The organism is Acinetobacter sp. CIP-A165, assembly GCF_000367985.1.
Classification (GTDB): Bacteria; Pseudomonadota; Gammaproteobacteria; order Pseudomonadales; family Moraxellaceae; genus Acinetobacter.
The window spans coordinates 204541-230248 of record NZ_KB849200.1; the positions used below are offsets into that span (position 1 = coordinate 204541).

General features: G+C 42.3%; 16 protein-coding genes, 2 tRNA genes and 3 rRNA genes. 14 read left to right on the forward strand and 7 right to left on the reverse strand.

The features are described 5' to 3' along the window. Positions 1-1716, forward strand: a complete 1716-nt coding sequence (locus F991_RS00885; protein ID WP_034595323.1) for a cation acetate symporter — start codon at positions 1-3, stop codon at positions 1714-1716. Between the two features lie 57 nt (positions 1717-1773). On the opposite strand, the gene F991_RS00890 is transcribed toward F991_RS00885, so the two are convergent. Then, a complete protein-coding gene (locus F991_RS00890) occupies positions 1774-2982 on the reverse strand; it encodes an oxygenase MpaB family protein (protein WP_004668138.1) in 1209 nt (402 codons plus the stop codon). A gap of 85 nt (positions 2983-3067) precedes the next feature. Here F991_RS00890 and F991_RS00895 point away from each other — a divergent pair, with 85 nt between their 5' ends. From F991_RS00895 to cysK, 9 genes are all read left to right on the forward strand, one after another. Beyond that, the gene (locus F991_RS00895) at positions 3068-3664 is read left to right on the forward strand and encodes a TetR/AcrR family transcriptional regulator (RefSeq protein ID WP_004668139.1); all 597 of its coding nucleotides are present in this window, start codon (positions 3068-3070) and stop codon (positions 3662-3664) included. A gap of 274 nt (positions 3665-3938) precedes the next feature. Continuing rightward, positions 3939-5906 (forward strand): BCCT family transporter, encoded by a 1968-nt coding sequence (locus F991_RS00900; RefSeq protein WP_004668140.1) that lies wholly within the window; start codon positions 3939-3941, stop codon positions 5904-5906. A 522-nt stretch (positions 5907-6428) separates the two neighbouring features. Then, positions 6429-7966, forward strand: a 16S ribosomal RNA gene (locus tag F991_RS00905). Positions 7967-8027: 61 nt separating this feature from the next. Continuing rightward, positions 8028-8104 (forward strand) — tRNA-Ile (locus F991_RS00910). Positions 8105-8159: 55 nt separating this feature from the next. After that, a tRNA-Ala gene (locus tag F991_RS00915) sits at positions 8160-8235 on the forward strand. A gap of 410 nt (positions 8236-8645) precedes the next feature. After that, a 23S ribosomal RNA gene (locus tag F991_RS00920) occupies positions 8646-11539 on the forward strand. A gap of 253 nt (positions 11540-11792) precedes the next feature. Next, a 5S ribosomal RNA gene (gene rrf, locus F991_RS00925) occupies positions 11793-11907 on the forward strand. Together the 16S, 23S and 5S rRNA genes with 2 tRNA genes alongside form the textbook arrangement of a ribosomal RNA operon. A gap of 235 nt (positions 11908-12142) precedes the next feature. Further along, entirely contained in the window at positions 12143-13768 is a 1626-nt protein-coding gene (locus tag F991_RS00930) for a Na/Pi cotransporter family protein (RefSeq protein ID WP_004668142.1), read from the forward strand. Between the two features lie 253 nt (positions 13769-14021). After that, a complete protein-coding gene (cysK, locus tag F991_RS00935) occupies positions 14022-15023 on the forward strand; it encodes a cysteine synthase A (protein ID WP_004668144.1) in 1002 nt (333 codons plus the stop codon). A 62-nt stretch (positions 15024-15085) separates the two neighbouring features. Here cysK and F991_RS00940 read toward each other — a convergent pair whose 3' ends face one another. Beyond that, positions 15086-15586: a lytic transglycosylase domain-containing protein gene (locus F991_RS00940; RefSeq protein WP_034594865.1), complete on the reverse strand. Its 501-nt coding sequence runs from the start codon at positions 15584-15586 to the stop codon at positions 15086-15088. 383 nt (positions 15587-15969) lie between these two features. Beyond that, entirely contained in the window at positions 15970-16188 is a 219-nt protein-coding gene (locus tag F991_RS16935) for a DUF2798 domain-containing protein (RefSeq protein ID WP_004668147.1), read from the reverse strand. Between the two features lie 241 nt (positions 16189-16429). On the opposite strand from F991_RS16935, the gene F991_RS00950 reads away from it, so the two are divergent. The 4 genes from F991_RS00950 (at position 16430) to F991_RS00965 (ending at position 21659) form a co-directional block, all read left to right on the forward strand. Continuing rightward, a complete protein-coding gene (locus F991_RS00950) occupies positions 16430-17650 on the forward strand; it encodes an MFS transporter (RefSeq protein ID WP_004668148.1) in 1221 nt (406 codons plus the stop codon). A gap of 118 nt (positions 17651-17768) precedes the next feature. Continuing rightward, a complete protein-coding gene (locus F991_RS00955) occupies positions 17769-18275 on the forward strand; it encodes a hypothetical protein (RefSeq protein WP_004668150.1) in 507 nt (168 codons plus the stop codon). 188 nt (positions 18276-18463) lie between these two features. Continuing rightward, on the forward strand, positions 18464-20827 hold the full coding sequence (locus tag F991_RS00960) for a YgiQ family radical SAM protein (protein WP_034595345.1): 2364 nt from the start codon (positions 18464-18466) through the stop codon (positions 20825-20827). A 295-nt stretch (positions 20828-21122) separates the two neighbouring features. After that, positions 21123-21659: a DUF2726 domain-containing protein gene (locus tag F991_RS00965; RefSeq protein WP_004668153.1), complete on the forward strand. Its 537-nt coding sequence runs from the start codon at positions 21123-21125 to the stop codon at positions 21657-21659. Here F991_RS00965 and F991_RS00970 read toward each other — a convergent pair. The 4 genes from F991_RS00970 to mdtD all read right to left on the reverse strand — a co-directional run bounded on the left by F991_RS00970 (position 21656) and on the right by mdtD (position 25696). Continuing rightward, a complete protein-coding gene (locus tag F991_RS00970; protein WP_004668155.1) occupies positions 21656-22012 on the reverse strand; it encodes a RidA family protein in 357 nt (118 codons plus the stop codon). The genes F991_RS00965 and F991_RS00970 overlap by 4 nt on opposite strands. A gap of 415 nt (positions 22013-22427) precedes the next feature. After that, positions 22428-23483, reverse strand: coding sequence for a DNA polymerase IV (gene dinB, locus F991_RS00975; protein ID WP_171063383.1), 1056 nt, complete (start codon positions 23481-23483; stop codon positions 22428-22430). A gap of 1 nt (position 23484) precedes the next feature. Beyond that, positions 23485-24243: a glycoside hydrolase family 25 protein gene (locus tag F991_RS00980; protein WP_004668157.1), complete on the reverse strand. Its 759-nt coding sequence runs from the start codon at positions 24241-24243 to the stop codon at positions 23485-23487. A 55-nt stretch (positions 24244-24298) separates the two neighbouring features. Continuing rightward, positions 24299-25696: a multidrug transporter subunit MdtD gene (mdtD, locus tag F991_RS00985; protein ID WP_004668158.1), complete on the reverse strand. Its 1398-nt coding sequence runs from the start codon at positions 25694-25696 to the stop codon at positions 24299-24301. Between the last annotated feature and the right edge of the window lie 12 nt (positions 25697-25708).

The following is a 25708-nucleotide window of genomic DNA, read 5'->3' on the forward strand; positions in this document are numbered from 1 at the left end:
ATGAAAGGGACATCATTTAAAGCGACACTCTTGGCACTGACCAGCATGTGTTGTTCAAGTATTGCATTGGCTGGGCCTGATCTCGGTGCAGCAGAGCAACAAGCGACCAACTGGCATGCGATCATCATGTTCATGATCTTTGTGGGTTTAACTCTATTGATCACCAAATGGGCCGCTAAAAAAACTCAATCTACGCAAGATTTCTATACCGCAGGTGGGGGCATTAGTGGCTTCCAAAATGGCTTAGCGATTGCAGGCGACTATATGTCTGCTGCATCATTCTTGGGTATTTCTGCGCTCGTCTTTATGTCAGGCTTTGATGGTCTGTTGTACTCGCTCGGTTTTATGGTTGGTTGGCCGATTGTTTTATTCTTGGTGGCTGAGCGTTTGCGTAACTTAGGTAAATATAATCTATCTGATGTGGTTTCATTCCGCTTGGAAGAGAAGCCAGTCCGTACTTTGGCAGCCATTAGCTCATTGGTGGTGGTGGCTTTCTATCTGATTGCTCAAATGGTGGGTGCAGGTCAGTTGATCAAACTGTTATTTGGTTTGAACTATAATCTTGCGGTGGTGATCGTTGGTCTATTGATGATGGCCTATGTCATGTTTGGTGGAATGTTGGCCACCACATGGGTACAAATCATTAAGGCGGTGATGTTACTCAGCGGTGCAACCTTCATGGCCTTTATGGTGATGAAAGCAGTTGGTTTTAGCTTTACCAATATGTTTAACCAAGCGATCGATGTTTACAGTCAAGCACACCATTTAAGCTGGGATGAAGCACTTAGAATTATGGGGCCAGGTACACTCACAGCAAATCCAATTGATGCAGTTTCACTTGGTTTGGCCTTGATGTTTGGTACCGCAGGTTTACCACATATTCTAATGCGTTTCTTCACAGTGAAAGATGCAAAAGAAGCACGTAAATCGGTTGTGGTTGCGACGGGCTTTATTGGCTACTTCTATTTGTTAACTTTTATCATTGGTTTCGGTGCGATCTTATTCGTTGCGAACAACCCACAATTCCTTGATCTTGCAAAAATGGCAGTGACAGGCAAGTTAGAACTAATGGGTGGTAACAACATGGCTGCGGTGCATCTGAGTGATGCAGTGGGTGGCGATTTGTTCATGGGCTTCATTTCGGCGGTGGCTTTTGCAACGATCCTTGCGGTGGTTGCAGGCTTGACCCTTTCAGGTGCATCGGCGATCTCACATGACTTGTATGCAAACGTGTTTAAAAAAGGTAAAACCACACCTGCATCTGAGTTGCGTATGTCAAAAATAGCAACTTTAGGTTTAGCTATTTTTGCGATGATCTTGGGTATTTTGTTCGAAAAGCAAAACGTAGCATTTATGGTTGGATTGGCATTCTCTGTCGCATGTTGTGCAAACTTCCCAATTCTTGTGTTATCAATGTTCTGGAAAGGCTTAACGACTCGTGGTGCAGTGATAGGCTGTTTGGTTGGTTTGGTCGGTGCTGTAAGTTTGATTATTCTTTCTAAAGCGGTTTGGGTGGATACGTTGGGTATTGCTGAAACAGCGCCAAATCCATTTAATGGCCCAGCATTATTTGCAATGCCATTATCTTTCTTCTGCTGTTGGTTCTTCTCTGTAACGGATAAGTCAGCACGTGCAGAAAAAGAGCGCAAAGCATTTGATGCGCAGTATGTGCGTTCAATGACGGGTGTCGGTGCTACAGGTGCTTCAGATCACTAAACACATTTGATCCTTAAAAACAAAACCCTCATATCAAATGAGGGTTTTTTTATATGTTTATTGATGCATGCTCGCGAGCTGTTTTGATTGGTTCTGATACAAAGACAATCCCGATTTTTGCATGTGTCGACCGTTACGCTCCAACAAAACATTCAATTGAGGAATGAATCTTGCGCCTGTATAAAGTGTCAGATTGCGCAACAGCAGATAATAAGCAAACCAAGATGCGAATCGAGGGGCAAGTCCCAATTTTTTCATTTTTTTACGTCCAATAAAGAACTGGGTCATTTCTAAATGTTGTCGATAAGCTAGCTTTTGTTGAAAAGTACCAAGATAGCCATATTGCCGTTCAAAAGGTTCTTTAGAAAGACTCGAACCAAGTGAAATACTACTGGCATCGGATTGTGGGTGCGCGAATTGCATCCAATAGATCAGTTTCCAACCGTCTGATTCTTTATCTACTAGCCATTTTTCATCAATCCCCATGAGCCAGCCCGCATATTTCCAAAAATGTAGAAAGCTGTCTACTTCTTGCTGATTTGGGAAAATTCCGAGTGCACGAATGCCAATCAGAACCACACCACTAAACGCAATATTGGTCATCGCTTGATCATATTGGTTAATCGGTACTCCCCATGTTTCAGCATCCCATTTTTCTGACTTTTGTAGTTGATGACGAACCAGTGAATGAATGAAACGAACATAAATCGTTGAGGTAAAACCTTTGCTGAAACGCGCAAAACCATCTTGTTCGGTAATATCGATCCACCATTTGGTGGTTTCAGCCAAACGTGTACCTGCTTGTTTGTTTAATGCGCCTGTCAGTACCAAAGGTTGATTAAATCCGGGATACATATAACCCGTCATCAAGGATAAATCTCTTAAAATAAAACCATTATTGGCACCTAAGCGATAGGTGAATTTGAGTGCGGCATCTATTTTACTCGGTTCATACCAAGTAGGGGGCTGTTGCACCAAATCAAAAAAGGTCGTCAGTTCAGGAATCTCATGTGGCAGTTGATCTAAACCTTGATATAGCGCCGTTTCAAAATATTTTCGATGTTGTCGAGGGTTGAGCATCACCCAACGCATCACTTGATCCATCGGTTCATCACCACTTTGCAATGCGATGTTGAGGGCGAGATATTCTTCGTAACTTGGTTGGACTTTTTGATCAGTCATATAATTTAAGATTTTAGTTTTGATATTTGACTGAATCATTTGCTTAAAGGACGCTAAGCGTTTTGGTCTAATCATACTTTGCATTGCATAATTCCTCTGATTGTTATTTAATCAAAGCATAATATGAATAAATATTCGCATTCAATTCGCATTTAAATTGAGACGAAGTATGAGGAAGCGACCACAGCAACAACGTGCCAAAATGATTGTGGAAAGTATTTTGGAAGGAACGCAAAAATGCATTTCAGAATATGGTGTGTTGCATGTCACCACGCCCAAAATTTCTGAAAAATCAGGCGTTAGTGTTGGGTCGATTTATCAGTATTTTGAGAATAAAGAACAGATTATTGCTGAATTATTATTACGCAAAAGCGAAGATCTAGGACAAGCTTTAAAACAGTTGGTGACCTTACAGCAGCAAGCGTCTATTCAAGACATCATCACATTAAGTATTGCGTTTGGCTTTGAATCTTTGAAATCAGATCAAGGTTTTTTTATTGAAATTTTAAAAAATTGGCATGCTTATAGTGATTCAGAAGCATCACAAATTTTGGAAAGACATTTTTTAGAAATCGGGATGTATTTATTTGGGCGTTATTATCCGCATTGGGATTTTGAAACCTTGAAACATAAATCTTTTGTGATTATTAACAGTACTTTATTTACCATGATGCGCTATGTCAGTAAGAATACTTTTTTGATCGAAGAGCAACGATTGCAACAAGAACTTGGAAAAATGATTATTGCTTTTTTAGACACCGTCTAAGTCTATGTTGTCACGCCTGATTTGATGAAATGTGTAGTGTATTGGTGAGCAAAGTGGTTGATGATTAGCTGTTCAGTACATTCTTTGTTACCCTAAAAATAACCGAAAGAAAGGTTTTTATTGGAAAGTTGTCAGTTTTGTGTGAGCAAGATTGGTACTTCCATTTGATAAACTCTGATGAGTTTTTTACATATTAGACGTTTTTTATTATTCAATTTCCGTCTTCTAGTGTGCCTAAGCCAAGCAATAGCTATTAGAACAGTATGGAGAAAATATGCATTCCAAAACATCATCTTGGTTGGCTAACGTTAACCGAAATGTTTTCTTTAGTACGGTATTGATCATTGTCGTTTTTCTTTCATTTGCAATCATTGCGCCTGATCTCTTTGAAAATTTAACTGCACAAGCAAAACAATGGATTACGGACTCTTTTAGTTGGTTCTATATTTTGTGTGTTGCCATCTTCCTTGTGTTGTTGGTTTATATTGCGTGCTCATCAAGCGGCAATATTAAATTGGGACCCGATCATAGCCAGCCAGATTATAGTAACGGCTCTTGGTTCGCGATGCTGTTTACCGCAGGGATGGGGGTTGGATTGATGTTCTTTGGTGTGGCAGAACCTGTCATGCATTATGTCACTCCTCCAAGTAGTGATCCTGAGACGGTTCAAGCAGCTAAAGAAGCAATAAGAATCACCTTCTTTCACTGGGGTGTACATGCTTGGGCTGTGTATGCCTTAGTGGGCTTATCTCTTGCTTATTTTTCTTATCGCCATAATTTACCTCTAAAAACACGTTCCGCATTGTATCCACTGATCGGTAAAAGAATTTATGGTCGATGGGGCGATGCCATTGATACCTTTGCCACTGTTGGGACGATTTTTGGTGTCGCAACCTCATTGGGCTTTGGTGTATTACAGGTCAATGCTGGTTTAAATTATTTAGTAGGTATCGAGCAGAGTACCGGCACACAAATTGGTTTAATTATTTTCGTTAGTATCTTGGCCGCTTTGTCTGTTTTTGCTGGGTTAGATAAAGGTGTAAAGCGCCTATCAGAACTTAATTTAATACTTGCAGTAATATTGGTGGTTTTTGTTTTCTTGGCAGGACCAACGCTACACTTACTCCGCACTACCGTTGAAAATACGGGACAGTATCTTTCCAACTTATTTGTGATGACTTTTAATTTACAGGCCTATGAGTCGACGGGTTGGATTGGCGGCTGGACGGTTTTTTATTGGTCTTGGTGGATCGCTTGGTCGCCATTTGTTGGGATGTTTATCGCGCGTGTTTCACGCGGTCGAACCATTCGAGAATTTATTCTCGGTGTTATTCTGATTCCGACAGGTTTTACCATTGTTTGGATGGGTTTCTGGGGAAATGCCGCACTCTTTAGCATCATGCAAGAAAACAATATTGCGTTGATGAAAATGGTGCAACAAGATTCATCAGTGGCACTTTTTGAGTTTTTAAATCATTTGCCGTTCTCGGCTGTGATGAGCTTATTGGCGGCAATACTGGTTTTACTTTTCTTTGTGACCTCTGCGGATTCAGGTGCCTTAGTTGTGAACTATCTCACGGCTAAAGATGAAAACACACCTGCATGGCAGCGTGTATTCTGGGTGGTGTTGATCTCGATCCTCACTATTTGTTTGCTCTTAGTTGGTGGTTTGTCCACGTTACAGGCTTCAATGTTGGTGAGCGCATTACCATTTGCCGTGATTATGTTGCTGATGGCTTGGGGCTTGCTGAAAGCGTTGAATCTCGATGCTACCAAATCAAAAATGTTGACCGAAGCTCGAACCACGCCAAGAGCGATGAACAATCCACGCAGTTGGCAACAGCGTTTAGGCTTGATTATGCATTACCCTCATACGGAAGATGAGGTGAAGCAATATATTGCAACTCAAGTGCTAAAAGCATTTGAGGCAGTACAGGCCGAATTTAAACGTCGGAAGTTAAGCGTCGCTATTGATGAAACTGAGCAAGGTTTACGTTTGCGTGTCGATCATCACCAAGAAATTAACTTTGAATATACTGTTTTTTCAAGCAAGACCACGCCACCGAGCTTTATGCTTGGGCAGGGTGAAGCGGATGATAGTGAATACTTTCAAGCTGAGGTGTTCTTGCGTGAAGGTGGGCAAAATTATGATGTAATGGATTGGACACAAGAAGACTTGATCCAAGATATTATTGATCAATACGAACGCCACTTATATTTTCTTAACGTTGTGCGAAGCTGATAAAGTACAAAACAAGCAAAAAAGAAGTCCTCAGGGACTTCTTTTTTGCTATTTAATGGCTAAAAATTCATATTTATGCCGATAAAAGCACCAAACCAATCGTTTTTGTAGAAAAAAGAAACAAGCAAAAGGAAAAGTTAAAAAAAGGGGTTGTGTGTGATTGGAAATGCTGTAGAATGCACATCCATCGGCGGTGATGCAGATAAAAACTTGTTGAGAAACAAGGATTTGGATTGAAAGGTTTAAATCTTGTGTTTGAGAATAAGTTTTAAAAATATCTAAATTGCCTGTTGACTTTTAAGAGATTGAGAGTAATATAGCCGACCTAGCTTGATGGTGACGAATCATCGAGAAGATCATTAAGAATTGAAGAAGAACAACTTGTGTGGATTTTTACTGGTTAATCGATCGAAATTATTTTCATTGATTAGATGGTAGAAATTACTCGAAGTTTATTTGAGAAATATTTGTCAGAAAATTGATGAGCCAAGATTGGTACCCTTTAAAGGTACTACTGATTTTAAACTGAAGAGTTTGATCATGGCTCAGATTGAACGCTGGCGGCAGGCTTAACACATGCAAGTCGAGCGGGGTGATGTAGCTTGCTACATTACCTAGCGGCGGACGGGTGAGTAATGCTTAGGAATCTGCCTATTAGTGGGGGACAACATTCCGAAAGGGATGCTAATACCGCATACGTCCTACGGGAGAAAGCAGGGGACCTTCGGGCCTTGCGCTAATAGATGAGCCTAAGTCGGATTAGCTAGTTGGTGGGGTAAAGGCCTACCAAGGCGACGATCTGTAGCGGGTCTGAGAGGATGATCCGCCACACTGGGACTGAGACACGGCCCAGACTCCTACGGGAGGCAGCAGTGGGGAATATTGGACAATGGGGGGAACCCTGATCCAGCCATGCCGCGTGTGTGAAGAAGGCCTTATGGTTGTAAAGCACTTTAAGCGAGGAGGAGGCTACCTAGATTAATACTCTAGGATAGTGGACGTTACTCGCAGAATAAGCACCGGCTAACTCTGTGCCAGCAGCCGCGGTAATACAGAGGGTGCGAGCGTTAATCGGATTTACTGGGCGTAAAGCGTGCGTAGGTGGCTAATTAAGTCAAATGTGAAATCCCCGAGCTTAACTTGGGAATTGCATTCGATACTGGTTAGCTAGAGTATGGGAGAGGATGGTAGAATTCCAGGTGTAGCGGTGAAATGCGTAGAGATCTGGAGGAATACCGATGGCGAAGGCAGCCATCTGGCCTAATACTGACACTGAGGTACGAAAGCATGGGGAGCAAACAGGATTAGATACCCTGGTAGTCCATGCCGTAAACGATGTCTACTAGCCGTTGGGGTCTTTGAGACTTTAGTGGCGCAGCTAACGCGATAAGTAGACCGCCTGGGGAGTACGGTCGCAAGACTAAAACTCAAATGAATTGACGGGGGCCCGCACAAGCGGTGGAGCATGTGGTTTAATTCGATGCAACGCGAAGAACCTTACCTGGCCTTGACATAGTAGAAACTTTCCAGAGATGGATTGGTGCCTTCGGGAATCTACATACAGGTGCTGCATGGCTGTCGTCAGCTCGTGTCGTGAGATGTTGGGTTAAGTCCCGCAACGAGCGCAACCCTTTTCCTTATTTGCCAGCGGGTAATGCCGGGAACTTTAAGGATACTGCCAGTGACAAACTGGAGGAAGGCGGGGACGACGTCAAGTCATCATGGCCCTTACGGCCAGGGCTACACACGTGCTACAATGGTCGGTACAAAGGGTTGCTACCTAGCGATAGGATGCTAATCTCAAAAAGCCGATCGTAGTCCGGATTGGAGTCTGCAACTCGACTCCATGAAGTCGGAATCGCTAGTAATCGCGGATCAGAATGCCGCGGTGAATACGTTCCCGGGCCTTGTACACACCGCCCGTCACACCATGGGAGTTTGTTGCACCAGAAGTAGCTAGCCTAACTGCAAAGAGGGCGGTTACCACGGTGTGGCCGATGACTGGGGTGAAGTCGTAACAAGGTAGCCGTAGGGGAACCTGCGGCTGGATCACCTCCTTAACGAAAGATTGATGGCCGGTAAGAATCCACAACAAGTTGTTCTTCTTGAAGATATATCTGAGGGTCTGTAGCTCAGTTGGTTAGAGCACACGCTTGATAAGCGTGGGGTCACAAGTTCAAGTCTTGTCAGACCCACCAAATCTGATCGCTAAAGCTGAAAGATTTAAAGATATAGAATTCACAATGATAAGCTGGGGACTTAGCTTAGTTGGTAGAGCGCCTGCTTTGCACGCAGGAGGTCAGGAGTTCGACTCTCCTAGTCTCCACCAAATTTCAAGAACAGAAAAGCAACGCTTTTCCTTGAAATTTAAGCAAACAGCTATGCTGTGCGCAGGCACACATAGGATGGAGCTTAACGAAGTTAAAGATTATAGAGCTTAGTGAAACAGTCTGTTGACTGATTTATTAACCTCTGTGATTTATCACAGTTTAATGTAGCTGACGAGGTTACATTAATTCATTAACAGATTAGTAGAATTGAGTCTGAAATAAATTGTTCAAACTCGGTTAATTCGAAAGAATTAATACGAGAACTAGCGATTAACTGAATCAAGCGTTTTGGTATATGAATTAGATTGAAGCTGTACAGTGCTTAAGTGCACAGACAACGAACCAGTAGCAATTAAGATTGCAACGATAACACTCACTTGTATGTGTTAACGACTGTTTGGGGTTGTATAGTCAAGTAATTAAGTGCATGTGGTGGATGCCTTGGCAGTCAGAGGCGATGAAAGACGTAATAGCCTGCGATAAGCTCCGGGGAGGCGGCAAATATCCTTTGATCCGGAGATTTCTGAATGGGGGAACCCACTTACCATAAGGTAGGTATTGCATACTGAATACATAGGTATGCAAGGCGAACGAGGGGAAGTGAAACATCTCAGTACCCTTAGGAAAAGAAATCAATTGAGATTCCCTTAGTAGCGGCGAGCGAACGGGGATCAGCCCATTAAGTTGTGTGTGTTCTAGTGGAACGCTCTGGGAAGTGCGAACGTAGAGGGTGATATTCCCGTACACGAAAGGGCACATACAATGATGACGAGTAGGGCGAGGCACGTGAAACCTTGTCTGAATATGGGGGGACCATCCTCCAAGGCTAAATACTCCTGACTGACCGATAGTGAACCAGTACCGTGAGGGAAAGGCGAAAAGAACCCCTGTGAGGGGAGTGAAATAGATCCTGAAACCGCATGCATACAAGCAGTGGGAGCCAACTTGTTTGGTGACTGCGTACCTTTTGTATAATGGGTCAGCGACTTACATTCAGTAGCAAGGTTAACCGAATAGGGGAGCCGTAGAGAAATCGAGTCTTAATAGGGCGTTTAGTTGCTGGGTGTAGACCCGAAACCAGGCGATCTATCCATGAGCAGGTTGAAGGTTGGGTAACACTAACTGGAGGACCGAACCCACTGTCGTTGAAAAGCCAGGGGATGACTTGTGGATAGGGGTGAAAGGCTAATCAAGCCTGGTGATAGCTGGTTCTCCCCGAAAGCTATTTAGGTAGCGCCTCGGACGAATACCATTGGGGGTAGAGCACTGTTTCGGCTAGGGGGTCATCCCGACTTACCAAACCGATGCAAACTCCGAATACCAATGAGTACTATCCGGGAGACAGACTGCGGGTGCTAACGTCCGTAGTCAAGAGGAAAACAATCCAGACCGCCAGCTAAGGCCCCAAAATCATAGTTAAGTGGGAAACGATGTGGGAAGGCATAGACAGCTAGGAGGTTGGCTTAGAAGCAGCCACCCTTTAAAGAAAGCGTAATAGCTCACTAGTCGAGTCGGCCTGCGCGGAAGATGTAACGGGGCTAAAACTATGTGCCGAAGCTGCGGATGTAACTTTTAAGTTACGTGGTAGGGGAGCGTTCTGTAAGCCGATGAAGGTGTATTGAGAAGTATGCTGGAGGTATCAGAAGTGCGAATGCTGACGTGAGTAACGACAAAACGGGTGAAAAACCCGTTCGCTGAAAGACCAAGGGTTCCAGTCCAACGTTAATCGGGGCTGGGTGAGTCGACCCCTAAGGCGAGGCCGAGAGGCGTAGTCGATGGGAAATTGGTTAATATTCCAATACTTCTGTGTAATGCGATGAGAGGACGGAGAAGGTTAAGTCAGCCTGGCGTTGGTTGTCCAGGTGGAAGACAGTAGGCATGCATCTTAGGCAAATCCGGGGTGCTCTATGCTGAGAGTCGATAGCAAGCTGTACTTGTACAGTGAAGTGGCTGATACCATGCTTCCAGGAAAAGTCTCTAAGCTTCAGTTACACAGGAATCGTACCCTAAACCGACACAGGTGGTCAGGTCGAGTAGACCAAAGCGCTTGAGAGAACTCTGCTGAAGGAACTAGGCAAAATGGTACCGTAACTTCGGGAGAAGGTACGCTGCTGACGGTGATGATCCTTGCGGTCTGAGCTATTGGCAGCCACAGAAACCAGGCCGCTGCAACTGTTTATTAAAAACATAGCACTCTGCAAACACGAAAGTGGACGTATAGGGTGTGATGCCTGCCCGGTGCTGGAAGGTTAATTGATGGGGTTAGCGTAAGCGAAGCTCTTGATCGAAGCCCCAGTAAACGGCGGCCGTAACTATAACGGTCCTAAGGTAGCGAAATTCCTTGTCGGGTAAGTTCCGACCTGCACGAATGGCATAATGATGGCGGCGCTGTCTCCAGCAGAGGCTCAGTGAAATCGAATTCGCCGTGAAGATGCGGTGTACCCGCGGCTAGACGGAAAGACCCCGTGAACCTTTACTGCAGCTTGACATTGAACTTTGACCTTACTTGTGTAGGATAGGTGGGAGGCTTTGAAGTTAGAACGCTAGTTCTAATGGAGCCATCCTTGAAATACCACCCTGGTAATGTTGAGGTTCTAACTCTGCCCCGTAATCCGGGGCGAGGACCATGTCTGGTGGGTAGTTTGACTGGGGCGGTCTCCTCCTAAAGAGTAACGGAGGAGTACGAAGGTGCGCTCAGCGTGGTCGGAAATCACGCGTAGAGTATAAAGGCAAAAGCGCGCTTAACTGCGAGACCCACAAGTCGAGCAGGTACGAAAGTAGGTCTTAGTGATCCGGTGGTTCTGTATGGAAGGGCCATCGCTCAACGGATAAAAGGTACTCTGGGGATAACAGGCTGATACCGCCCAAGAGTTCATATCGACGGCGGTGTTTGGCACCTCGATGTCGGCTCATCTCATCCTGGGGCTGAAGCAGGTCCCAAGGGTATGGCTGTTCGCCATTTAAAGAGGTACGCGAGCTGGGTTTAGAACGTCGTGAGACAGTTCGGTCCCTATCTACCGTGGGCGCTGGAAATTTGAGAGGATCTGCTCCTAGTACGAGAGGACCAGAGTGGACGAACCTCTGGTGTACCGGTTGTCACGCCAGTGGCATCGCCGGGTAGCTATGTTCGGAAGGGATAACCGCTGAAAGCATCTAAGCGGGAAGCCTACCTCAAGATAAGATTTCCCTAGGACTATATGTCCTCTAAAGAGCCGTTCGAGACTAGGACGTTGATAGGTTGGATGTGGAAGTACGGTGACGTATGAAGCTGACCAATACTAATTGCTCGTGAGGCTTGACTATACAACACCCAAGCAGTTGTATAAAAGCATCAATTCGATTCATAAAACATCAATTCATCTTGATTTAGTGAAATAGCTAGATATGAGCGAGGATAAGCAAAGATTAATAATCTTTGCCCGAGCGCAAGACATAAAGCTATGCTTTATGTTACACTTCAGACTTAATATACTAATCCGTTAATAACTCTTTGGTTCGTAAGTAAGGCACTCGGTGAATACACCGTGATTAAGACCCCAAAACACCACAACAGTTTGCTGGCGACAATAGCAAGAGTGAACCACCTGATCCCTTCCCGAACTCAGAAGTGAAACCTCTTCGCGCTGATGGTAGTGTGGCACTTGCCATGTGAGAGTAAGTCATCGCCAGCTTTTAATTCTAAACACCCCAATCAGAAATGGTTGGGGTGTTTTTTATTGTGTAGAATTTCAATAAAAAAATGGGGAAAAACTGCGTTTTATAATTAATTGGGGTTTAGACAACGTATTAAATTTAATCAGTCCTTTATTGTGAGGCGTAAATCAAATATAAATATTTGAATAGAACAATGTAAGCTATTATTTAGATGTACTTTTAGTACCTTAAAATTATAAGAAGGAAACGTTTGTGTTTAATGTCATTGTGCAGTTGATGGGTGGAATCGGTTTATTTCTTTTAGGCATGTCTCTGATGACAGATAGCCTAAAAGCAATCGCGGGTGAAGCACTGCGGCAATGGTTAGTCAGATTTACAAATTCGCCAATCAAAGCTGTACTATCGGGGATTGGTTTGACCGTTGTCGTTCAATCCTCGACAGCTACCACTTTGGCAACGATCGGTTTTGTCAGCGCAGGAATATTAAGTTTTAGTCATGCGATTGGTGTGATTATCGGTGCAAACATAGGCACCACAAGCACAGGTTGGATGGTTGCATTACTTGGTTTAAAGTTTTCTATTGCCAGTTTTGCCTTGCCCTTGATTGGTATAGGCGCGGCGCTCAAATTATTTGGTAAAGAAAAATTTAGTTTTATTGGACTCACTTTGGCAGGCTTTGGACTGTTATTTCTAGGGATTCAATTTTTACAAGACGCCATGAGTGGTATGGCTTTATTAATCGATCTATCTCGGTGGGCTGAACCAACTTTAATGATGAAACTCATTCTTGTGGTTATTGGTGTCCTCATGACGATCTTATTGCAATCCTCCAGTGCAGCCATTACAACCACATTAGCAGCGCTCTCTACCTCTACAATTAATTTAGAACAGGCTCTGGCTTTAGTGATTGGTCAAAATGTTGGAACGGTCGCAACAGCTATCCTTGCAGCGATAGGGGCGACCACCAGTGCTAAACGCACAGCAGCAGTTCATGTTATGTTTAATATTGTGACTGCCATTTTTGCATTTATTCTATTATCTCCAGTATTTATATGGGCATATCATCATATTGAAAGTATTCATCAACTGGATTCTGTGATCTTAGTTGCTGGATTTCATACAACTTTTAGTTTATTAGGGGCATGTATTTTCATGCCTTTTTTGTCACAATTTGAACAACTGATTATACGGTTACTGCCCGAGAAACAACCGCTAATCACACGATATTTAGATGAATCACTTTATACAGTTCCTGCTTTGGCGATTGCCGCAGCAGAACGTGCACTTTTGCAATCGATTGCGGATATGTATGGGATTTTTATACGTTGTATTCGTGGAGGAATCGTGAGTTCGTTGGTTAAAACGGATGAGTTCGATCAAACGTTGCTTAAAGTTGAGCATTATTTAGACAAAATGACGGTTTCACAGTCTTTAGAAGACCAACATCGATTAATCATTTTATTGCGATTGGCAGTATATGTCCGTGTTCTTAAAAATGATTTAAGCAGCGTTGCGCATATTGAAAGCATTCAAAATCAAAGAAATATTCATGAATTGGCCAATCAGTTTGCAAAGATTCTTGAGCAATTTATTCCGTATTTAATGCATGAACCATTTGCGCGAATCCCAAAAAAACTTGTAGATGAGTTAGCTGATTTTTCCGCAGAGATGCAAGCACATCAAGATTTGGTTCGGCAGAAAATTATTGAGGACTCTTCATCAAGAACAGTATCGGTTACTTATACCTTGGACCAACTCGCTGCACAACGTTGGTTAGAACATTTAGTGATTCATTGTAGCCGTGTGGCTATTTTACTGGGTAATACAGAGCAAGTATTATTGAATGAGGAATTGGGATCAACTCAATTACCATCATGACAGTGTGGCGTGATTGGGTTTTCAAATGATAAAAATATGAATCGCAGGTTTTATGGACTTATGTTTTCTATGCAGTGATAAGTTGTAGCGTTGTCATAGTCTGTGCCTAAGGCGTAATGCGTTTTCATTAAGAATCTTAGATCTCATACTCTAAAAATATTGTTTTTCATAAAAGCTAAAGTTTTCTACTTTTCTCATAGGCTGACATGCCTATAATGATTGGGAATCATTCCAAATCTAATAAGGAAATAACATGTCTACTGATCAACAATTTCCAACACCTGCCAATCTTGGTATCGCAGTTTATGAAAATAATGCAGAGGCAATTGGTAATACACCCTTAGTACGTATTAATCGTATTATCAAAACAGGTGCAATGGTACTGGCAAAAATCGAAAGCCGAAATCCTGCGTTTTCAGTAAAATGTCGTATTGGTGCAGCTTTGATTGCCGATGCGGAAAAACGTGGTGTACTCAAAGCAGGGATGCATATTGTTGAACCAACCAGTGGCAATACAGGTATTGCCTTGGCTTTCGTGGCAGCAGCAAAAGGTTATCCCATTACCTTAACCATGCCTTCAAGTATGAGTTTAGAGCGTCGAAAAGTACTTAAAGCTTTGGGCGCAAACTTAGTCTTGACTGATCCAGCCAAAGGTATGAAAGGTGCGGTAGATGAAGCAGTACGCTTGGCTACTGAAAATCCAGAACTGTATTTTTTACCACAACAATTTGAAAACCCAGCAAATCCACAGATTCATGTTGAAACAACGGGTCCTGAGATTTGGCAAGCAACCAATGGTCAAGTGGATATTTTGGTTGCAGGTGTTGGAACAGGCGGTACCATTACAGGTATCTCACGTTATTTTGAGCAAATAAAAAATCAGTCTTTGTATTCTGTTGCAGTTGAACCTGCTGAATCGGCAATCATCACCCAAACAAAACGCGGTGAAAGCATTACACCTGCGCCACATAAGATTCAGGGCATTGGGGCGAACTTTATTCCGAAAAATTTAGATCTAGATTTGGTCGATGAAGTTGTACCAGTGAATAGTGCAGATGCAATTGAATGGGCGAGAAAATGTGCGATGCAAGAAGGAATTTTGGTTGGTATTTCTAGTGGTGCAGCATTAGCAGCGGCAGCTCAAATCGCAGAACGTCCTGAAAATGCAGGTAAAACTATTGTGGTTATTTTACCTGATAGCGGCGAGCGTTATTTATCTTCAGTATTGTTTGAAGGTTTATTTGATGAGGCTTAGTTATAAGTTTAGGGAAAAAAGCCATGCTTAAAGCGTGGCTTTTTTATACTTGCTGCAATGATTTATAACGCAGCTTTCAGCATTTTTTTATGATGTTTAACCGACTTCGCATATTTCTTACCTTGGCGCTTCATTTTCCAATTGCGCTGATAACCCGTTGGCCCCACATTATAATAAGCCAGTGCTTTTTCCCAACTGCCCGCAGATTGATTATATTTTGCAAGAATGTAAGTACCACAATTGACGTTGGTATATTCATCAAATAAGTTACCGCCACAGGTGCTTTGCCAATACCGTGGGATGATTTGTGTGAGTCCAACTGCACCTGCTGACGAGGTCACATAAGGTCTGTAGCTTGACTCTTGTCTAATCATCGCGGCAATAAGCAGTGGATCAACATCGTGTTGTTTAGCACTTTGAATGATCATCGGAGCAACACGATTGGCTGTATCTGGTTGTACTGAATAGGCTTTTTGAATCCCAACTGATAATTTCTGAGCTCGTGTAGCACTAGAACCGCTTAAATGACTACAAGCCGTTAAGTAAACAGCAGCAAACATCATGCTGAGTTTAAAAAGTAATATGGCGATATTACTGATATGGCGTTTTGCACTGTTTTTTGGAGTGATCATCGTGAAAATAAAAACTTAATCGCATATTCGAAAGTAGGGTGATGGTATGAAGTTAAATTCATGCCGTCAAGTGTGGTTATTTTACTGAGTACAAACAAAAAAGCCCCGACATCCTGTCGAGACTTTTTTATATTCAGTTTATTGCCGTTAACTCCTGTCAACGACCACATCCTGTGCATCTTGTTATTCTGAATGAGACTTCCTGTCTCTCTATGATTTAGATATTACGGAATAAACCTGTACGGGTATATTCGCCATTCACTGCAAGTGATGTAGGCTTTAACTTACAACGGTGTTATCGAAGATAAATATGCTTAGCGGTTTTTAAGAATGAGGCTGACCAGTTTCTGTGCGATAGGCGCGCAGACCAGTACACTTGGAAAAGCAAACATCCATGCAATCATCCAAGCTGACATCCACATGGAAAAGAAGTTTTCAACGAAGCCCAATGCTTTTAAAGTGGTGATTCCAGAAATTAGAAATGACATGATACAAGATAGAATTAATGGAAATAAAAGCGTAGCTGCCTTCATCGGTTAGCCTCTTGAGTGGTTCGGGTAAAATGGTATGGCCAGTCGCTATCATACCGTGTTCGCTCGAAAAGGTGAAAAGTGAATTAGAGCGGCTTGAGGAATGAGGAGAATTATTGTTAGGGAAGATCAACAGACTAAACTTTAATATATTGCTGTAAAAATTTAAGTGAAAAGTCACCTATATTGTCGTGGATTATTTTAGTGAAAACGCGCGTATACTGATCAGGCATAAGGAGTGGCCATGTCTGAATCAGTTATACGTCCAAGCCATATTGAGTATGGTTCAAAATCATTTACTTCGATTTTATGGTCATTGTTTTTTGCAGGTTTTGCTTCATTTTCATCGCTCTATTGTGTTCAACCAATGATGCCGATTTTTGCAAAATTCTTTCAGCTTAGCCCGACGCATAGTAGTTTTCCTTTGTCTTTCTCCACCATTGCATTGGCAACTGGTCTGTTGTTTACAGGCTTTATTTCAGATCGGTTTGGACGTAAACCGATTATGGTGTTTGCCTTATTTCTGGTTTCGATTTTATTGTTGATTAGTGCCTCTTTCCCGATTTGGGAAGTGTTTTTAGGTACCCGTATTTTTATTGGTTTAGCGGTCAGTGGCGTGGCAGCCGTAGCCATGACCTACATCGGGGAAGAAATCGCACAAAAAGATATTGGTTTCGCGATGGGACTTTATATATCTGGAACCGCGATTGGGGGCATGGGTGGTCGCTTGATTGCAGGGGTGTTGGTCGATTTTATTTCTTGGCAATCTGCTACTTATATTATTGGATTTCTCAACCTCATAATCGCCTGTTTATTCTATCTGTTATTACCAAAATCTCAGCATTTCCAACCCTATCCGTTCCGTTTTTCTCGCTTTAAAGCTGCTTTTGAACAGAATCTCAAAGATCCGAAATTACGGATTTTATTTGCTCAAGGTTTTATCCTGATGGGGTGTTTGGTGACGGTGTTTAATTACATCAGTTATCACTTGTTAAAAGCGCCTTTTCATTTATCACAAACATGGATTGGGGTGATTTCAATTGCCTATTTGGCAGGAATTTATAGTTCACCTAAAGCGGCACAATGGGGCTTTAAATACGGACGGGATAAAGTTCTGCCATTTTTGTTGTTGAGTATGATCATTGGATTATTGATTACCTTGATCCCATCGCTTTGGGCTATCTTAATTGGTTTAACTGTTTTTACCTTTTCATTTTTTGCTGCCCATTCAACCGCAAGTAGTTGGGTCTCGGTACAAGCCGTGCAATATCGAGCAGTGGCTTCATCACTGTATTTATTTTGCTATTACATGGGATCTAGTGTGTTGGGGAGTAGCGGCGGTTTGATTTGGGAAAACTTTGGCTGGCTCGGTATTAATTTAAGTGTGGGTATGGTTTTGGCAATCGGTTTTCTGCTTACCTTTTATTTAGGTGACTCAAAAAAACAGGATATTCTCATAAAATAAAGCGACAGATATAGTCGCCGAGGGCTTGCTAAAAATCATTGGATTTTAGTAACTTAAGCAAGTGCTAATTTTAAGCACTATCATATTTTTTTAGATTTTTTATCGTGGGGAAATAACAATGGAATTACATAGTCGTGTTTATTATAAGCATCCAGATGCAAAAATAATGGGGCAATTAGAAGTCTTATTTAAGGAACATGAGGGAAATGCGGAACAGTTCTTACAAGCTGCTTTAGCCATCAATCTAGAAAGTGCGGAAGCCGTACAAGACTTGCTCGATCAAATTGATTCGCCTGAATATGATTTGGAACCAGAAAGTTTATATTATGAGGCAGGGTATGCCGTTTTAGATTTTGTTCATGGTTCTTCTGGCGATGAAAATATTGAAAATATCTTACTTTTTTTAAAAGCGTTGCTGCCAGAGATACACGCCCAAGCATGGGGATGTGGTGATGATGATCCGTGGGAGTTTTGGTTCAAATTTAATGGGGATGAGTTAATTCGAGAAGATGATGAGCCATTCAACGATCCTGATGAAGATGAGAACATCAAAGCATCGATTTATGTGTGGTGGCATAAAGACTTGCCAGCCGAAATTAAAGAAGGTTTCTTAAACGAAGCATAAGCATTATCAGATAGTTAGCACCATATTTCCCCATGCTCTAAATGGTAGAGAATGGGGAATCTTTTTTGTATGTTTTTTAATCTATAAAAATGAATAGAATTCATGTTAAACTGATCAGCTTTCATTTTGGCATCAAAAAATTCCGAGATGCCTCTCTCTTCCTTATTGCTAGCCGAGATTCGCAAGCTATGTCTACTGCCTATACCATGCAGACCGCGCCAAAAGCGTTGTTTGATTACGACAAATATTGGGCGTCGTGTTTTGAACCCGCACCATTTTTGCCGATGTCACGAGAAGAAATGGATCTCCTCGGCTGGGATGCATGTGACTTTATTTTAGTTTGTGGCGATGCGTATATTGACCATCCTTCATTTGTATCAGGTGTGATTGGTCGTGTGCTTGAAGCACAAGGTTTTCGTGTCGGTATTATCGCGCAGCCTGACTGGACCAATGCTGAAAGTTTTCGTGTACTCGGTAAACCAACCATTGCGTGGGGTGTAACCGCAGGCAATATGGACTCAATGATCAACCGCTATACGGCAGATCGTAAAATCCGTTCGGATGATGCATATTCACCAAATAACGAAGCCAATAAACGCCCTGATCGTGCGGCAACAGTCTATTGCCAGCGTTGTCGTGAGGCATTCCCAGATGTACCTGTGTTACTTGGTGGTATTGAAGGCAGTTTACGTCGTATTGCGCATTATGATTATTGGTCAGACAAAGTCCGTCGTTCAATCTTGATGGACTCTAAGGCCGATTTGTTGATGTACGGGAATGGCGAGCGTGCCATTATCGATGTGATGCATCGTTTAGCGAAAGGTGAAAAAGTTCAGGATATTACTGATGTCCGTGGTACTGCATTTATTATCAATAAGCATAATAAGAATTCAAAAGCAAAGTTCGTTGAAATCGCCAGTAATGATGTCGATACCATCGGACGAGTGGATCAGATCATCAATCCTTATGTGATGACTGAAGATATTGATGGCTGTGAAGTTGAAAAAGAAAAGGGCAACTCACTGGCACAATATCAAGATTTTCAAAAAGAATTCGTGGCAAACCCAATTGTCCGTGAAGGGGATAATTTAGATCCTGATACACAGATCGTACAGCTCAAACCTGCACCATCAAAAGCGATTAAGCATAAACTTCCACCACGTGAACTTGCGGTGATCCGTTTACCTTCTTATGAGGAGGTCGCGAATGATCAGGTCCTTTATGCACATGCCAACCGTATTTTGCATCTTGAAACCAATCCCGGTAATGCGCGCGCCTTAGTTCAACGTCATGGCGAACGTGATGTTTGGATTAATCCGCCTCCGATTCCTCTAGCCACTGAGGAAATGGATTATGTCTTTGATTTACCTTATGCACGTTTACCGCACCCTGCTTATGGCAATGCGCGTTTCCCTGCCTTTGATATGATCAAATTCTCAGTCAATATCATGCGTGGTTGCTTTGGTGGTTGTACCTTCTGTTCGATTACTGAGCATGAGGGACGTATTATTCAAAACCGTTCCGAAGAGTCGATCTTACGTGAAATTGAAAAGATTCGTGATACCGCACCTCAGTTTACAGGCATTATTTCAGACCTAGGTGGTCCAACGGCAAACATGTATCGTTTGCACTGTAATGATTCTGAGATTGAAAAGAACTGTCGTAAGCCATCTTGTGTCTATCCGGGTGTTTGTCAAAACTTACATACCGATCATGCACCATTGGTTCAGCTTTATCGTAAAGCGCGTGAAATCAAAGGTGTGAAAAAGATTCTGATTGGTTCAGGTCTACGTTATGACTTGGCAGTATTGAATCCTGAATATGTCAAGGAATTGGTACAACACCATGTCGGTGGATATTTAAAAATTGCACCTGAGCATACCGAACAAGGTCCATTATCGAAGATGATGAAGCCGGGTATTGGCACTTATGATCGCTTTAAACAAATGTTTGAGCGTTTCAGTAAGGAAGCAGGCAAGGAACAGTATTTAATTCCTTACTTCATTGCTGCTCATCCGGGTACGACCGATTACGACATGATGAACTTGGCGATTTGGTTGAAGAAGAATGGTTTCCGTGCCGATCAGGTACAGACCTTCTATCCATCGCCAATGGCAACGGCAACCACGATGTATTACACAGGCAAAAATCCATTGTCTAAAGTGGCGCGTTATACGGAAAATGTCGATATTGTCAAAGGCGATAAGCGTCGTCGTTTGCATAAAGCATTCTTACGTTACCATGATCCAAATAACTGGCCATTGTTACGTGAGGCGCTAAAAGAAATGGGTCGACCTGACTTGATTGGTAACTCAAAACAGCATTTGATTCCGACTTATCAGCCTCAAGGTACTGCTGAGAGTGAATATAAATCTGCGCGTAAGAAGAACTCGACCGTCGCGGGAGATTCAGCAAAACGCAATCAATCGGGTCAAAAACGTCCGCAAAAAGGTCAAATACTGACCCAACATACGGGTTTGCCACCGCGTGAAACTGGTGAGAAAAGACCATTTTCAGGCAAGCCGAAAGCCAAAGCGAAAACACATCGCTAATCAGCATCAAAGAAGGCATGTGGAAGCATGCCTTCTTTTTATATAAAAATGATAAATGGGTCGCAGTCCAATTTCAAAACTATGCTCTATGGAAACATATACTGACAATATCGACTTGAATATTTGCGATATGCTGATTATAAATAACAAGACAGCAAGCTTTTACGACTTTGGTAGGACCGATTAAGAACTTTAAGTTTGAACTGTTAAAATAACTTTACTATCGTTGTTATTGATTAAAAAATTGGCATAAAGCCAAAAATGATTATAAAAAATCTAAAGGGATTAGTTAGAAATGTATTATTTCATAACAATAGTTGGTTTGCTGTTGATTACAGCACTTGCACTTCGACATTTACATCAAAATCGGCGTCAAGATAGTCCATTAAAGCGACGTGGTATTTTGAATATTGCTGAGCAAATTACTTTAATGCGTTTGCAAGCCGTTTTGCACCGTCATACGATATTGGCACATGTATCGTTTGATGCTTTGCTTACCACTAAGTTTAGCCATACGCGACGCAAGTATCAGGGTTTGGTTGCTGATTTTGTGGTGCTCGATCAACAACATCAGGTGCTTGCGATTGTTGAGATTGCAGATGAATCTTATGTCAATCGTCTGAATCAAAAGCATTATCAAGACAGCCTACTTGAATTGGCTGGATATCGTGTTTTTCGTTACAGCAGTATTCCAACTGAGCAAGAATTACGTGAGGACTTGATCCCTGATTTATTTGATCCAATGAGTTCTGCTACATCCACAATTTCTAGTCCGATGCCGCAAACCGAACATTTGATGAAATACAATGTGTTTGCGGCAAAATCATTTTAATCTGGGCGTACCGCAGTCACGGTCATTTCGACTAAGACATCAGGTGCGTATAGTTTAGACTCTACACAGGTACGTGCTGGGGGGTGTCCCTCAGCAATCCATGCATCCCAAACGGTATTCATTGCTACATAGTCTTTTTCGATGTCTTTTAAGAAAATCAATACCGATAAAATATGGGTTTTATCGGTACCTGCTTCAGCAAGTAAACGGTCAATATGGTCTAAGGTTTGCTGTGTCTGTGCACTGACATCTACACTGGTATCATCTGCCAATTGACCCGCCAAATGAACAAGATTTCCTGAAATTGCGACTTCGCAAAAACGTGAAGTGACATGCAGTCGTTGCACAGACATAGAGGTGCTACCTAATTAAAAATGTATTTATAAGATTGTACTTGATGGCCTTTAGTTGCTGTGTAATTTTGTTTTAAATCAGCTGCTAAAAGTTTCCATTTTGATTAAAGAGCGCTGCTAAAAAATAAAATGTAATGTTGTTTTTTATAAAGTGAGTTGAACTGAAGTTCTATACAAAAAAGTAGGATGAGTGGTTTTTATCGTTGGGGAAATAAGAAAAGGACACTTGAAGTGCCCTGTAATATTCGGATTTGATCGTCACGCCAACCACAGGAGCAGATGCTAAAAGCGAGGATTTCTTTAGCAAGAGCAAGCAACATGGATAATGCTACTGCGTTGCCTAGAGTACTGAAAACTGCATAAAAAGCAAACATAAATTTCAGCGTGAAGGGTACTTTTGTGTAAAAAAACCACATTACCATAAGGAAAGTTGAGATTCTTCTTGAATCGGTTGCAACTGATAGACTCCTACACCCACTAAACGAAACTGAAAGTTAGGATCAATATGCATTTCATTCAGTAATTGCATAACCACTTGTAATAATTGTTGTGGAGACTGTAGCGGGTGTTTAAAGCTTTTTCCGTGTTGTAAGACCTGAAAATTTTTGAGCTTTAGTTTGACATTGACACCCCGTGCTGTGAGTTGTTTTTTATCTAAACTTTGCCAGATCTTTGTCGTCAACGGCTGCCATGTATGCGCACATTGATCGAGGTTATAGTCGTCATCAAAGGTGATTTCTTTAGAAATCTGCTGACGTTCTCGTTCGGCTTTGACAGGACGATGGTCGATACCTTGTGCATATAAATAAAGCTGTTTGCCGTATTTTCCAAAATGATGGATAAGGACATTTTCTTCGATTTTTTGTAGATCGCCTAAGGTATGCAAATTCAATTGATTTAGTTTTTCATGGGTGACTTTGCCGACACCTGGAATTTTACTCAATGCTAAGTCTTGAATAAATTGCAGCACTTGATTGGGCTTAATCACGAATAAGCCATTCGGTTTATTCCAATCTGAAGCGATTTTTGCCAAAAATTTATTCGGGGCCACACCTGCAGAAGCCGTCAGCCCTGTCATTTTGAAAATATCCGAACGGATCTGTGTCGCGACTTCGGTGGCGCTTGGGATATTTTTTAGATTTTCAGTGACATCTAAATAGGCTTCATCTAAAGACAGTGGTTCAATCAGCGTGGTGTATTGCTGAAAGATTTGATGGATTTGTACTGAAACCTCACGATATTTTTCAAAATTTGGTTCAATCACAACCACTTGCGGGCACAGCTTTTTGGCTTGTCCCATCGACATCGCAGAACGCAAACCAAAGACGCGCGCAGGGTAGGATGCAGCAGCAATCACTGCACGAGGATGATGGGAAGAAATCACGACTGGCAAATCTTTAAGATCAGGGCGTTCTCTGAGTTCGACTGAAGCAAAAAAGGCATCCATATCGATATGGATGATTTTACGCAGTTCATTTGTCATCCTGAATGCCTTGTTCTTTTAAAAACATACGCCACTGCTGTGGTGATTCAGCATAGACATTTAAATCAACAGGCTTTGCAATACCGTCAATTTTCCCTGTTTGACTGTACTGCCAAAATAACCATGCTCGACCATCTTTGAGTTCAGGTTTGCCATCGTAGTCTCTGACCCAAAGTGGTGTGTCGGTAAAACTTCCCATCAAGACAATGTGATAAAAACTTTTAGAAATATAGAAAATCGGTTGTTTGCCATAATGTCGATGCAGTTGATCATGCATAAGCTGAATTTCTTTGAGTAGCTGCTCTTTGGTATAAGTATTTATACAGTTACTGTCATATTCCAAATCGATTACAGGCGGCAGCGCATCGGTTTTGTTGGGTACGGTGGCAATGAAATTATCAGCCTGAACCTTGCCATCACGACATAAACGATAGAAGTGATAGGCACCCACATGTAGACCTTGTTCACGCGCTTTGAGCCAGTTGTCCTGAAATTTTCGGTCTTTAAAATCACCGCCTTCTGTGGCCTTGAGATAGACAAATTGATATTGCAGTGGCGAGATTTTTTTCCAGTTAATCTCACCTTGATGATGGGATACATCAAAACCGCGAATGGCATAATCTTGAGCAGAGGCTTTTTGCTGATAGAACACACCGAAATACGTCAAAACACCCAACAGACTCGCAAGCCCAATACTGACATAAGTATTATGGCGTTGGTATACGGGTTTCGGATTCGATTTTGGCATGTAAATTTTACAGCGATTTTAAAATAATCATCATAACGTGATTTTGGAGCGGATGCTATTTCAGCTCATCCGTGGTCTCTTTTGGAATCTGCCAAAACACCATCGCAGTAATGATATTAATACAACCTAAGGTAATCAGTGAAGCATGGAATGCGGTGGTAATGGATGCCGTTGGATAATACTGACTAAACAGATTGATTAATGTTCCTGCCAAAGCTACCCCGATACTCATCGAGAGCATCATAATCATGGATAAGAAGCTATTGCCACTGCTGGCATCGTGCTGAGGTAAATCTTTTAAAGTCAGGGTATTCATTCCCACAAACTGGAGTGAGTTGAGTGTACCAAAAATAAAGAGGTGCACAATTTTGAGCCAAAGCGGTGTTGCAGCAGTCATTAAAGCAAAACTGGCAATACACAAGCCGACTAAAATCGTATTGGTCAGCAGAAAGTGACGATAGCCGACGCGTTGAATGAGCGGGCGAACAATTGGCTTGGAAAATAGTGAACCTAATACCATTGGGATCATCATTAAACCTGTAATAAAAGGTTCAAAACCAAAAGCGACTTGTAGCATCAGCGGTAAAATAAAGGGAATAGCATTACTGCCTAAACGCGCAAAGAAATTGCCCAACACCCCGATGGAAAAAATTTTGTGTCGAAACAAACGTCCATGAAACAGTGCATTTTGGTGGCTATGTGCATGATAAGCATAACCTAACGTTGCAATACTTCCGATCACCAATAAGCTGATACTGACGATGCCTGAGTATTGTGGTGCGGCAATATTTTCAATTCCCAATGAAAGCCCGACCATGGCAACGATTAATAAGATAAAGCCACTCAGGTCAAACGATTTCACGGTTGGTTCTTTGTGATTTGGCATGATTTTGAGTGCCATGATCACGCCGAGTACGCCCATGGGTAGATTAATTAAAAAAATCCAGTGCCATGTTGCAACCTGAACCAACCATCCTCCCAAAGTGGGTCCCATCAATGGACCAATCAGACCTGCAAGGCTCATTAAACTCATGGCAGATAGAAATTGCGTACGTGGAATCAGCTTTAATAAAGCGAGCCGCCCGACAGGCATCAACAATGCGCCGCCCATGCCTTGAATCACACGACAGACTAACAGTTGATTTAGATTCTGAGATAAACCACAGCCAAGCGATGCCAAACTGAAGATGACCATCGCTGCGAGATAGGTATTGCGGATACCGAAGCGATCTGCCAACCAGCCACTCAGTGGTATAAAAGCAGCCACAGAAAGCACGTAGGCGACAATTACCCCATGCATTTGTAATGGATTTTCATTGAGTTGCAGTGCCATCATTGGAATCGCGGTATTGACGATGGTGGTATCCAGTGCCTGCATAAAAAAGCCAATGGAAACCAATAACACCAACAAACGAAATTCGGGCTGTACAGCTTGATGCGTGGTTGTTGTCATGAGCTTTGGTGG